The organism is Streptomyces changchenzhani, from assembly GCF_039766235.1.
Classification (GTDB): domain Bacteria; phylum Actinomycetota; class Actinomycetes; order Streptomycetales; family Streptomycetaceae; genus Streptomyces.
Genome location: NZ_JBDHNH010000001.1, coordinates 1,007,965 through 1,019,306 on the forward strand (window position 1 = coordinate 1,007,965; position 11,342 = coordinate 1,019,306).

The following is an 11,342-nucleotide window of genomic DNA, read 5'->3' on the forward strand; positions in this document are numbered from 1 at the left end:
CCTGCGATCGCACTGCCGGGGAGGGATACAAGGTGGCCTTAGTGGGGCACGATGACGACATATCGCTGTGTGCCGCCCCAGACCCCGGCGGCGCTTCGCGCAAGCTCCGTCAGCGGTTCCGCGTAGCGGCCGGTGACGCCTCAAGCCTGAGCAGAATGCCGGGGGTTGGCCGTGAGTGTCGACGAGATCACCTTTTTTCTGCGGGACCGCACCATAGGAGGGGTCCTGGTAATCGAGCTCCATGGTGAGCTGGACATCTGGGCAACCGTCGTGCTGTGCGAATGGGCGGAGGCGATCTGTGACCGCCCCCGCCCCGACGTAGTGGTCGATCTGCGTCCCGCGACCTTCCTGGACGCAGGTGGCCTGCGGCTGCTCCTGCGGATCCGGGCCCAAGTGGTCAGAAGGAGAGGCAGTATTCGGATTGTGCGTCCCGTCCCCAGGGTGTGGCGCGTACTGCGCATGACGGGCCTGGACCAGGCGTTCACCGTCATCGACATCATGGAGGGCCAGCCGATCACGCCGATCGAGGTCGGCCGTCGCGACGATCACGGTCTGTCGGCCTGATCGCGCTCCGACTGACTGATCGGGTGTGCCGGGACGTTCTGGCGCGGGCCATCGCGGGGCGGCTCGCGGTGGCCCGCCGAGGTGTGCCGTACGTCGAACTGGTCGGCCTGCTCTGCCTGGACGGCGAAGCGGTGGCCCTGGTCCCCGGGTCCGGCACCGTCGCCCGGCTGCTGCCCCCGGTGGTCTCGTACGTCGTCGACGCCCACCACCCGTTGGTCGCGGCCTTCCCCGGGGCCGCATGGGAACCACGGGGGAGGTGCTCCCGCTCCGGGGAAGACCGCTGCCCTGCCGCGCGGGTCCGCGGAGCAGGGGGCATCGATCAGACCGGTGCGCTCGGCCCGGCCCTGGAACGGTCAGTGTGAGTGGTGTGCGGGGCGGCCCCGTCGGCAGGGGGCCGCCCCTCGGTGAAGGACGAAAGAGGCTCGTGACAGGCGGAGGCGCCCCCTGCGCCATGCGGTGTACCTGCCATGGGCAACGGTTTCGTCCCTGTGCCGATCTCCGTCCGGGGCCCGCAGTCCGAGCCGACCACAGGCACCGTCCTGCGCAGTCGCTCGTGCATGTCCCCACCCCGGTTCGTTGGTCACGTGGGCGCACGGCGGAGCCGATGCGCTGCCGGGGTCTCGGGCAATATCACCCTAGAGCGACCTTTCGGATACGAATAGTCAAGCTTCGGCCATGTGTTGGGGAAGATTCGCGCACCCCCTCGGCGCTCACCCGGCACACACTCCGGCGCTCATTCCGGCGCTCATTCCGGAACGCGCCCCGGTACGCACCTCCTTGTTCACCCCAGCGCGATGCCCGCGTACGGATCCCGTCCGTCCCGGATCGCCTCGACGAGCCCGGCCAGATGCTGCTGCACCGCGATGAAGAGGCCGGGGCCGAAGGTCACCCGGGCCACGCCCGCCGCCGCCAGCTCCTCGAAGGTCAGCGGACTCCCGGGCCCGTACGCCACATTGACGGGCGCGCCGATGCCCTCCACCAGTGAGCGCACCGTCCGGTCGGACAGGCCGGAGATGGAGATGGGGTACACGCAGTCGGCGCCCGCCGCGACATAGGCCCGGCCCCGCGCCACGGCCTCCGCCAGCCGCGACTCGTCGGCCGCCGCTCCCTCGCCGGATCCGTACAGGAAGGTGTCCACGCGCGCGTTGATCACCACTTCGGGCGCGGCCTGCCGGAACGCGGCGAGGAAATCGGCCTGTTCACGCACGTCGATCAGCTTGCCCGTACGCGGGTCGGAGTCCTCCAGATTGCAGCCCACCGCCCCGCTCTCCGCCAGCCGCGCGGCCAGTTCGGCGGGTGGCAGGCCGTAGCCGCGCTCCAGGTCGGCGGTGACCGGCACGTCCACGGCCCGCACGATGCGGGTCAGCGCGGCGAACATCTCGCCGGGCGGCGTCGCCTCGTGGTCCTCGTAGCCAAGCGCCGGGGCCATGGCCGCGCTGCCGGTGGCGACGGCTGGGAATCCGGCGGCGGCCACGGTACGGGCCGAGGCAGCGTCCCAGGCGTTGGGCAGCACGGCGGGTGTGCCGGGGACGTGCAGTGCTCGAAGCGTGGCCGCCCTGGCTGATCGGTGGGCGCTTTCGGTCGTTGTCCGATTCGTCATGCCTTTGACGGTAGAAGAGCTTTGGCCGACCGTTCTGGTCCAATTCCATGCCGCTCGACTGGGCCAGTTGTCCTGCGGGGGGCTGCGGGCGTCGCATCCTTCGACGCCACGCCCCTCGACACCACGAGCGCGCTGCGGGCGAAGGCCCTGACCGCGTCGGTGTTGTCCTTCGCGCGCCACACCAGGCCGTACCCGACAGGACCGGCGTCCTCGAACGGGACGTAGGTGACACCGGGCCTGGCGAAGTACGTCGCGGTGTGCGCGGCCGACAACATTGCGCCCTTGCCGCCCGCGACGAGCATGAGCGCCTCCTGCATATTGGTGATGCCGGGGCCCCGGGCGATCGGCCTGCCGCTGGGCGTGCGCGCCGGCGCGTGGTGTTCCCGCCAGTACTCCGGGACGTCACCGTCGATGGTCAGCAGCGGTACGTCGGCCAGGTCCTCCAGCGACACCGAGTCCCGCGCGGCCAGCGGATGCCCGGAGGCGATCACCAGCACGCGCTCCTCGGCGAGCAGGGTGGGCCCCTTGCCCAGGTCCGCCTCGCGCACCGGGAGCTCCGTGAGCTGTACGTCGTAACCGCCGTCGCGCAGCTTCCCGTACGGATCGGAGAGCGGCACCTCGCAGATCTCCACGCTCAGCCCGGGGTGGTCCACGCGCATTGCCTCCGCCGCCCTCATCACGACCTCCCCGGCCGGCGGTCCTGCGAAGCCGACGAACAGCACCCCGCCGATGCTCCGGGCGGTCGCGGTGGCCCGCACGATTGCCGCCGTGATGGCACGGTGGTGCGGTTCGAGGTCGTTGCGAAGCTGCCGGCCGAGGTCGGTGAGCGCGACGCGGCGGCTCGTACGGACGAACAGCGGGGCGCCGATGCGGCGCTCGGTGCGCTGGACGAGCTGGCTCACCCGGGCCCGGGACAGCCGCATCCGGTCGGCGGTGCGGCCGAAGTGCAGCTCATCGGCCAGGATCAGGAAGCACTCCAGCTCGTCGTGCTCCATAAAAACTCCCAGGTCAACGCGGATCGGTAAGCCTGACTGAACGAACGTTGCGGTCTTCGCAGTTGTTCCCCCACCGGCGCCGATCGAGGGTGGTTGAGCCGACAACATCCTCTCACCGCCGAGGAAGTCCCATGAGTACGAGTGTGCCGAGTGCGCCGAGTGCGCCGAGTGCGCCAAGTGGTCCGAGTGGTCCGAGTGGTCCGAGTGTGCGCGGAACCCCGCGCAAGGATCACTGGGGTGTGCTGTTCGTCCTGTGCGGCGCGATCTTCCTCGAAGGCATCGACATCGCGATGCTCAACGTCGCCCTGCCGTCCATCCGGGCCGATCTCGGCATGTCCACCGGCGAGCTCCAGTGGGTCATGAGCGCGTACGTCCTGGGGTACGGCGGATTCATGCTGCTGGGCGGCCGGGCCGCCGACCTCTTCGGGCGCCGCCAGATGTTCGTCCTGTGGCTGACCGTCTTCCTGCTCTTCTCCGGCCTCGGCGGCTTCGCGTCCGAGGGCTGGATGCTGATCGTCGCGCGGTTCGTCACCGGGGTCGCCGCCGCCTTCATGACCCCCGCGGGCCTGTCCATCATCACCACGAGCTTCGCGGAGGGCGAGGCGCGCAACAGGGCCCTGCTGATCTACTCCGGCACCGCCGCGGGCGGCTTCTCGATCGGGCTGGTCATCGGCGGTCTGCTCGCCTCCGTCGGCTGGCGCTGGGTGTTCTTCGCCCCGGTCGTGCTGTCCTTCGTCATCCTGTTGGCCGCGCTCGCCTTTGTGCCCAGGTCGCCGCGTCCGGACCGGACGGGCGAGAGCTTCGACGTGGCCGGCGGCGTCACCATCACCGCCGCCATCGTGCTGCTTGTGCTCGGCGTGGAGCGCGCCAGCCACACCGGCATCGGCTGGACCGCGGGCACGCTCGCCGCGGGACTGGTGTCACTCGCCGCCTTCGTGGCGATCGAACGCCGGGCGAGCTCCCCACTCGTACGCCTCGGAATCCTCCGCAACGGTCCGCTGGTCCGCGCGAACATCGCCGGGCTGCTCTTCGCCGCCGGTTTCTTCGGCTTCCAGTTCCTGGTCGTCCTCTACCTCCAGGAACTACGCGGCTGGTCGACGATCCAGACCAGCTTCGCGATGCTCGTCATCGGCATCGACGCGGTCCTCTCACCGACCCTCACCCCCAGGCTGGTCGCCCGGTTCGGCAACGCCCGGGTGATCTTCGGCGGGCTGCTGCTGGCCGTGCTCTCGTACGGGCTGTTCCTGCCGGTCGGCGCGGACTGGACGTACCTGGCGATGTTCCCGAGCCTGATCATCCTCGGCCTCGCCTTCGCGCTGGCGTACGGCCCGCTCACCATCGTCGCCACCGAGGGCATCGCGGAGAAGGAGCAGGGCCTGGCGGGCGGGCTCCTCTATACGTCCTTCCAGTTCGGCGCCGCGCTCGGCCTCTCGGCCGTCACCGCGGTCAACGTCGCGGCCACCGCGTCGAGTTCACCCGCCGCGATGCTCGACGGCTACCATGCCGCCCTCCTCGTGCCGTTCGTCGCGGCGCTGCTCGCGGCCTTCGTCGGCGCGTTCGGGCTGCGGGCGGGGAGGAAGGCGGGGAGGGGCGGGACGCTGGCCGTGGCTGCCGGTGCCGTCGCGATGGAACCCGTCAAGGCCCCCGCGACTCACTGAGCCGGTGCGGGGGAGAGGTCCGCAGCGGCCCCGGACCGTACGCCGCGATCGCCGCCGCCGCCCCGCCGCAGCACCACCGCCCCGGCGACGGTCGCCGCGGCCCCGCCGACCGCCGCCACCGCGGCGACGATCGCGGCGCTCGCGAAGCCGAAGGTGCTGGAGAGCGCGCCGAAGGCGAAGGGGGCGACGGTGGCGCCCGCGTAGATGCCGACCTGGACGGTGTGCCCCGCGTTCTCGGCCCGGCCGGGGACCAGCCGCAGCGTGGCGGCGAGGAGGAGTCCCGTCCAGCCCCATCCGGCGGAGAAGGCCAGTACCGCGCCGATGACGAAGGTCACCGGGGAGCCGACGGAGATCAGGGCGAGCCCGACGCCCCCGGTGAGCATCATCGTCGCGATCACCGCGGGGTTGCGGTGGGGTGCCCGGTCCGTCAGGGCCCCCGCGCCGATCCGTACCGCGATGGCGACGAGCGCGCTCATCGTCAGCATGTTGCCGGCGACGGTGACGGCCAGACCGGAGTCGGCGCCGAGCTGTACGAAGTACGACGCCACCGCGTTGTTCCCGGCCGCGGACAGCGCCGCCGCGAACGCCCAGAGCGCCAGCACCCGCCGGACGGTGCGCGGGTCGTGGCTCTCGTCCGACGCCCGCTTCGGCGGCGGCCCGCCGGGGATGCGGGCCAGTGGGGCGAGGGCGGCGGGGACCAGGGCGACGACCCCGGCGATCAGCATCGCCGTACGCCACCCGTAGGGCTCGACGACGAGGGCGACGAGCAGGCCCGGGACGAGAGTGGCCGCCCCCAGCGCCGCGCCGACCAGGCCGGCGGCCAGGGAACGCCGGTGCGCGGGGGCGCGCGCCGCGATCAGCCGGCCGGCGGCGGGCTGGACCAGGCCGTTGCTCAGCCCGCCCAGCACCAACACCGCGGTCAGCGCCGCGAATCCGGTCACCCGGGATGCCGTCAGCAGCACGGCCGACGCCACGAGCGAGGCGAAGGCGAGCGCCACGGGGACGGGCAGCCTGGCGGCAAGGCGCTTGGTGAAGGGCGAGCCGAGTGCGGTGGCGGCGTAGAACGCGCTCATCGCGAGCCCGATGCTGCTGCGCGAGATGCCGAGCTCGGCCTGGATCGAGGGTGCGAGGGCGCCCACGGTGAAGCCGGGCATCACGGCGACGGTCGCCGTGAGGGCGACGGCGACGATGCCGGGCCAGTGCCCGGTGGCGGCCACTCCCGCGCCGTTGCCACGGTTCACCGCGCCGTTGCCACGGTTCACCGCGCCGTTGCCCCGGTTCACGCCGCCCTTCGCCCGAGCCGCGTTGCCCTTCGCCCGGTTCACGCCGCCCTTCGCCCCGCTCACGCGGAGACGGGTCGCCAGAAGTGCCCGTGCCCTTCCCCGGCGCGGTGCACCGCCACTTCCCCGAACACCACGTCGGCGAAGTGGACGCCGTATCCCAGGGTGTCGGGCCTGGCCAGCTCGGCGACGAGGTCGCGGCGGAAGCCGGCCGACTGCTCCGCGTCATGGTCGGAGGCCGCGGACCACTCGGGGTGGGCGACCTGGATCGGCGAGTGCAAGGCGTCGCCGAAGGCGATCAGGCGCCGGCCGCCGGAGCTGATGACGTACGCGGTGTGGCCTGCCGTATGACCCGGAGTGGGCAGCGCCCGTACGCCGGGGAAGATCTCGTCGCCGTCGGCGAAGGTGCGTACCTGCGGGGCGAGCGCGGTGAGCATCTCCTTGCTGGTGCCGTGCGCCTCGGTGAGGTGGCGCTGCGACCACTCGGCCTCGGCCACCAGGTACTCGGCGCCGGTGAAGACGGGCCGGTCGCTGCCCGGCGCGGGGTGCCAGGCCCATCCGAGGTGGTCGAGGTGCAGATGGGTGATGGCCACGGCCTCGATCTCCTCGGGCCTGCGGCCTGCCGCCGCCAGGTTGTCCAACAGGGCGCCGCCGTGGATGGCGCCGTGCGGGTTGCCGGGCTCGGCGGGGAGGGACTGGGGGCCGAATCCGGCGTCGATCAGCAGCGCCCGGCCGTCCCGCTCCACCAGCAGCCCGCCGATGCTCGCCACCAGGTGGCCGGTGGCGTCGAGGTACTCGGGGTGCGCGGCCCACACCTCGTCGGTGGTGCCGGGAAGCCAGCGGCGCGGCACGAGCTGCACCGCCCCGTCGGGTATGTACGTCACTTTGGTCTCGCCCAGGTGCAGCGAGCGGAGGCCGGCGGGCCGTCGGAGTCGTTCGTCGTGGCTCATGGCCGGAGCATATGCATCAAGCTTGAATGATTCAAGCTCGTAATATCCGTGCTTGATGGATTTGCTAGGCTGGGCCCATGACCAAGCCCGTGCCGCAGGCCACCCCGCAGGCCACCCCCGAGGCGATGACCGAGGCCATGCCCGCGGCCATCGCTGAGCGGGAGCTCTGCGGGCTGGTGAACGGGCTGGCCCGGCAGATCGGGGACCATGTGCGCGAGCGCGCCACGAAGCTGGAACTCACGGCCCCCCAGGCGACCGCACTGCGCGAGATGACGGGTCCGATGACGATGCGGGACCTCGCCGAGCGCATGAGCTGCGAGCCCTCCAACGCCACCTTCGTCGTCGACAAGCTCGAAAAGCTCAGCTTGATCGAGCGCCGCCCGCACCCCACGGACCGCCGCGCCAAGCAACTGGTTCTCACCCCGGAGGGCGTCGCGCTGCGGAAGCGCCTCATCGGCCTCCTGGTGCAGGACTCCCCCCTGGCCGGCCTGACCCACCAGGAGCAGTCCACCCTGCACGACCTGCTGAAGCGGGCCGTGGTCCCCCGCTGATCAGCACCGGCGCCCGGGGGCATGCACGCAGCCCGGATCCGCTGGAGCGGGTCGCCGAACTCGCTCCCCTCCCGCTCGGCGGAGGTGTCCGACCGTATTCAGCACCAGGGCCCGGCCGGCCTTCAGCAGCCCGGCGGGCTGCCCGGCGGCCGTCCCCAGGGTTGAAGTCGAAGTGGCCGCCGGGAGCCAGCGCTCGCCCCACATGGGCCAGGCACTCGTCGATCATCTCGATGGGCGAGTGCGAGAACACGCTGTGCGCGTGCACCACGTCGAAGTACCCGTCGGGCAGGAAGTCGAGGGTGAGATTCTGGGTGATCGTCAGATGCGGGAGCCTGTCCTGGAGCGCGTACCTGGTCACAGTCTCCTTGGCGGACACCAGGATGTCCGGCGAGATGTCGATCCCGTAATAGTGGCCGGGGTCCAGATGCCGCAGTGACATCAAGTCCCTTGGCTGCCTTGAGCTTTTCCAGTGTCCGCGCGTACCTGCCGTCGATCTCGGCGGCGGACCGCACGGCCCGGGCGATCCGGTCCGCGATGCCCCGGGCCATCTCCGCGTTCGGGTTGAGAGGCTTGAGCAGGGACGGGGTGTACTCCGAACCCCGGCGATTCCAGCGGGAGGCGCGCGCTGCCCTGGGCGCTGCCGCCGGGGTTCTCTTCCAGAGCCTGCTTCAACTGACGCTGGGGCTCGGCCAGATCGGCGGCCAGGCCGTAACCACGGAGCCCGGCCTCTCCTCATGCCCTGCGCCAGGCGCTGAGCAGTTCCTCGGGGTCGTACGCCGCCTCGAGCCCAGAACAACTGGTCCCGTTGCGGGAGACCGCCACGAGAGGTAGCGGCTCGTCGGTGATCGCTGCCCGGTGCTTCTGCAGCGCGGCCAGGTCGTGGTTGTTGAATGTGGAGTTCTCCAGCCATTTGACCGAGCCGAGGAAGAGCAACTGCTTGGCCACCGGTTGCCGGTCGGCGCCCACCAGGTCGATTTCGACGCCGTTGCTGCGGGTCCAGTAACCGCCGATCGCCGGGGCGGCGGGCAGGAGCCCGTCCGGCAGGAGACGGGCGAGGGATTCTCGGACCAGGGGCTCGATCGCGCGGCCCCGCCAGCTCGTCCACTGTTCCTTGATCCGGCTCAGCGTGAGGTCTCCCCGCATCCGCTCGATCTCCGCCATGTGCGGATCCAGAAACGCGAGCCAGAACCGCAGGTAGGGGTCGGCCACTCGGTAGCGGCGTTCCTTCGACGGCCGCAGGGAGAGGGGAAGTTCGGCTGCCACCACCCGTTTCTCGGTCAGGACATCTGTGGCTCGGGTGAGAGTGGTGTGGGCGATGCCGCCGGCGGCGCGCGCAATGTTGGTGAAGGTTCGCTCCCCGCTTCCGATGGCCCGCAGGACTTCCCTGCTCATCGCCTGCGGCGGAAACTCCGCGGCCAGTGAGCGCTCGGCGGAGACCAGCAGCGCCGAGATCGGGTTGTCCAGTGAGTCGTGGAGGAACTCCCAGACATCCGCTCCGGGCCGCCACTCCGCACAGATCAGCGGGAGACCGCCCGTGATCAGGGCCGCGTCGAAGGAGGCCGCCGGCGACAGGTCGAGCAACTCGCCGATGTCGGCCGGGTTCAGCGGTCCCACGACCATTTCCCGGCCTCGCTGATGGAAGGGGCGGTCGTAGCTGTTCAGCGCCTCCATCATCGACAGATCGGATCCGACCAAGAGGAGGAGTACGGGTTTGCGGCTGAGCAGGCGGTCCCATGCCCGCTGGAGCATGCCCTCGAATGCGTCGATGCGGTCCATGAGATAGGGAACCTCGTCGATGACGACCACGCTCGGGCTGTCGTCGGGCAGGATCTCCGCAAGCAGCCTGAACGCGGCATTCCACTGCTCCGGGGTCTCCTCCGAGAACAGCTCCCGCTCCGGGAGGGTGGATCTGGCGACGGCGTCGAGCAGCTCCGTCAGCTCGTCCTCCGCCGTGCCGCCTGCCGCGGTGAAGAAGAGATACGGCGTCTCGGCGCGCCGCAGGAACTCCTCGACGAGGCTGGACTTGCCGACCCGCCTCCGTCCGCGCATGAGGATGCACTGACCGGGTTTCGCTGCCCCGACGGCATCGTGAACTGCTTGGAAGGCTTTGCCGAGCACGCTCAGTTCGCGGTCCCGCCCGATGAAACGGCGCATGGCAAGCCTCCAGCTAAGGATAGTATCGATGGAGATACTATCCCTAGCGATACTATCGGCGAGGACCGGCTGCTCCCGCACATGGCGCTGAAGGGCGCCCGGCCGCAACTCCGCTCCGAACGTGACCCGGATCACTCCCTGGGGAAAACCCGTCGCCCCGGCCGGACGTCTAGCAGGTGTGAAACGAGTCGGGGCGGCAGCGCCGCAGGAGCTGGACGAGGAGCGTCTCCTACGACGGGTGGCCCGGGGCGACCGGGCCGCCTTCGAGGAGTTGTACCGGCGCACGTCGCCGTGGCTGGCGGTGCGGCTGCGCCGCCGCTGCGCCGACCAGCAGATCGTCGCCGAGGTCATGCAGGAGACGTACCTGGCGGTGTGGCGGGCGGCGGGCTCCTTCGTCGGGAGCCGGACCGGAGGAACGGCCGTCGGCTGGCTGTGGACGATCGCGGCCCGCCGCCTCGTCGACGCGTTCCGGCGCAGGGCCCACTACGCGGAGCCGCCGCCCGCCGCCGCTCCGCACCCCATGGCGCCCGCCGCCGAGGAGGAGGCGCTGGCGGCGACCGTCGGCGGTGACGTCGGGGACGCACTGCGGCACCTCGCGCCGGAGCTCAGAGAGGTACTGCAGGCCATGGTGCTCGACGGACTGTCCGTCCGGGAGACCGCCGTTCTGCTCGGACTGCCCGAGGGAACGATCAAGACCCGCGCCCGCCGGGCCCGGATCACGATGCGGGAGGCGCTGGCATGAACATGGAACACGCGTCGGCACGGCTCATCGACGGGTACGCGCGCGGCGACACGGACCTCGTCGCGGACGAGGTATGGGCCCTGGAGTCCCATCTGGAGGGGTGCCGGGTCTGCCGTGACCGGCTGTCGGCTGCCGTCATGGCAGAGGCGCCCGCCGTGGCGGCGTTGACCGACGCCGTCTGGTCCGAGCTCGAACACCAACTGGCCGCGGCCGTCCAGGCGCCGCGGCGCCGGCTCCGGGCACGGCTGTCGGCGTGGACGACGCCCGCCATGACGCCGTGGCTGGCCATGGTCCTGGCCGTGACGCTGCTCGCACTGCTGCTTGACCTGGTGGAACCCGGCCCCGGTCAGGTGTCGCTGGTGCTGCTGCTCGCCCCCGTCCTGCCCGTGTGCGGCGTGGCGGCCTCGTGGTCGCGCGGCCTGGACCCGGCGTACGAGCTGACGGCTTCCACGCCGAGGGCGGGGCTGCAACTGGTGCTGCGGCGCACCGTCTCAGTGCTCGCCGTGGTGATCCCCACGCTGCTGGCGGGGGGATGGGCGACGGGGGTGACAGGAGTAGCAGCGGCGCAGTGGCTGCTGCCCTGCCTGGCTTTCACCTCGATGACCCTGGCGCTCGGCGGAGTGATCGGCGTGACCCGCGCCGCCGTCGCACTGGTGGCCGCGTGGGCCGCGGTGGTGGCGGCGCCGACCCTGGCCACCAGCCGTACGGCCTTCGCTCTGCAGACGGACAGCCTGCCGGTGTGGGGGCTGATCCTCGCGCTCGGCATCGGCGTCGTGATCGCCCGCAGGGGCGCGTACACCGTGCTGGGAGCCCACCGTTGACCTCTCCCCTCACCGAGAGAACCACCG

Annotated in this window: 11 protein-coding genes and 1 pseudogene; 6 read left to right on the forward strand and 6 right to left on the reverse strand. The window is 71.3% G+C overall.

All coding sequences use genetic code 11. The annotated features are described in order from the left end of the window. Positions 1–171 precede the first annotated feature (171 nt). Positions 172–564, forward strand: coding sequence for an STAS domain-containing protein (locus ABCR94_RS04780; RefSeq protein WP_347117738.1), 393 nt, complete (start codon positions 172–174; stop codon positions 562–564). 23 nt (positions 565–587) lie between these two features. Next, positions 588–926 carry a hypothetical protein gene (locus tag ABCR94_RS04785; protein ID WP_347117739.1) on the forward strand — a complete coding sequence of 113 codons (339 nt, stop codon included), beginning with the start codon at positions 588–590 and terminating at the stop codon, positions 924–926. Positions 927–1,345: 419 nt separating this feature from the next. Here ABCR94_RS04785 and ABCR94_RS04790 read toward each other — a convergent pair whose 3' ends face one another. Beyond that, on the reverse strand, positions 1,346–2,164 hold the full coding sequence (locus tag ABCR94_RS04790) for an isocitrate lyase/PEP mutase family protein (protein WP_347117741.1): 819 nt from the start codon (positions 2,162–2,164) through the stop codon (positions 1,346–1,348). After that, entirely contained in the window at positions 2,161–3,159 is a 999-nt protein-coding gene (locus ABCR94_RS04795) for a LysR family transcriptional regulator (RefSeq protein ID WP_347117742.1), read from the reverse strand. The genes ABCR94_RS04790 and ABCR94_RS04795 overlap by 4 nt, the downstream gene beginning before the upstream one ends. A gap of 290 nt (positions 3,160–3,449) precedes the next feature. Here ABCR94_RS04795 and ABCR94_RS04800 point away from each other — a divergent pair, with 290 nt between their 5' ends. Then, on the forward strand, positions 3,450–4,817 hold the full coding sequence (locus ABCR94_RS04800; protein ID WP_521976456.1) for an MFS transporter: 1,368 nt from the start codon (positions 3,450–3,452) through the stop codon (positions 4,815–4,817). Here ABCR94_RS04800 and ABCR94_RS04805 read toward each other — a convergent pair. Next, positions 4,811–6,163: an MFS transporter gene (locus ABCR94_RS04805; RefSeq protein ID WP_347117744.1), complete on the reverse strand. Its 1,353-nt coding sequence runs from the start codon at positions 6,161–6,163 to the stop codon at positions 4,811–4,813. The genes ABCR94_RS04800 and ABCR94_RS04805 overlap by 7 nt on opposite strands. Then, positions 6,160–7,047: an MBL fold metallo-hydrolase gene (locus tag ABCR94_RS04810; RefSeq protein ID WP_347117745.1), complete on the reverse strand. Its 888-nt coding sequence runs from the start codon at positions 7,045–7,047 to the stop codon at positions 6,160–6,162. The genes ABCR94_RS04805 and ABCR94_RS04810 overlap by 4 nt, the downstream gene beginning before the upstream one ends. Before the next feature lie 125 nt (positions 7,048–7,172). Between ABCR94_RS04810 and ABCR94_RS04815 the strand changes: the two genes are divergently transcribed. Further along, on the forward strand, positions 7,173–7,598 hold the full coding sequence (locus ABCR94_RS04815) for a MarR family winged helix-turn-helix transcriptional regulator (RefSeq protein ID WP_347118457.1): 426 nt from the start codon (positions 7,173–7,175) through the stop codon (positions 7,596–7,598). A gap of 163 nt (positions 7,599–7,761) precedes the next feature. Here ABCR94_RS04815 and ABCR94_RS04820 read toward each other — a convergent pair. Next, positions 7,762–8,025, reverse strand: a pseudogene (locus tag ABCR94_RS04820) (class I SAM-dependent methyltransferase); the annotation flags it as partial. Positions 8,026–8,330: 305 nt separating this feature from the next. Beyond that, positions 8,331–9,752 (reverse strand): ATP-binding protein, encoded by a 1,422-nt coding sequence (locus ABCR94_RS04825; RefSeq protein ID WP_347117747.1) that lies wholly within the window; start codon positions 9,750–9,752, stop codon positions 8,331–8,333. 178 nt (positions 9,753–9,930) lie between these two features. Between ABCR94_RS04825 and ABCR94_RS04830 the strand changes: the two genes are divergently transcribed. Beyond that, positions 9,931–10,494: an RNA polymerase sigma factor gene (locus ABCR94_RS04830; protein ID WP_521976179.1), complete on the forward strand. Its 564-nt coding sequence runs from the start codon at positions 9,931–9,933 to the stop codon at positions 10,492–10,494. Then, entirely contained in the window at positions 10,491–11,315 is an 825-nt protein-coding gene (locus ABCR94_RS04835) for a zf-HC2 domain-containing protein (protein ID WP_347117748.1), read from the forward strand. Before ABCR94_RS04830 ends, ABCR94_RS04835 begins: the two co-directional genes overlap by 4 nt. Positions 11,316–11,342: the final 27 nt, after the last annotated feature.

Excerpts from the sequence above, each read along its gene's own strand:
- ABCR94_RS04800 (WP_521976456.1), top strand. The coding sequence starts at position 3,450 with ATGCTCAACGTCGCCCTGCCGTCCATCCGGGCCGATCTCGGCATGTCC.
- ABCR94_RS04815 (WP_347118457.1), top strand. The coding sequence starts at position 7,173 with ATGACCGAGGCCATGCCCGCGGCCATCGCTGAGCGGGAGCTCTGCGGG.
- ABCR94_RS04790 (WP_347117741.1), bottom strand. The coding sequence starts at position 2,164 with ATGACGAATCGGACAACGACCGAAAGCGCCCACCGATCAGCCAGGGCG.
- ABCR94_RS04810 (WP_347117745.1), bottom strand. The coding sequence starts at position 7,047 with ATGAGCCACGACGAACGACTCCGACGGCCCGCCGGCCTCCGCTCGCTG.
- ABCR94_RS04795 (WP_347117742.1), bottom strand. The coding sequence starts at position 3,159 with ATGGAGCACGACGAGCTGGAGTGCTTCCTGATCCTGGCCGATGAGCTG.
- ABCR94_RS04825 (WP_347117747.1), bottom strand. The coding sequence starts at position 9,752 with ATGCGCCGTTTCATCGGGCGGGACCGCGAACTGAGCGTGCTCGGCAAA.
- ABCR94_RS04835 (WP_347117748.1), top strand. The coding sequence starts at position 10,491 with ATGAACATGGAACACGCGTCGGCACGGCTCATCGACGGGTACGCGCGC.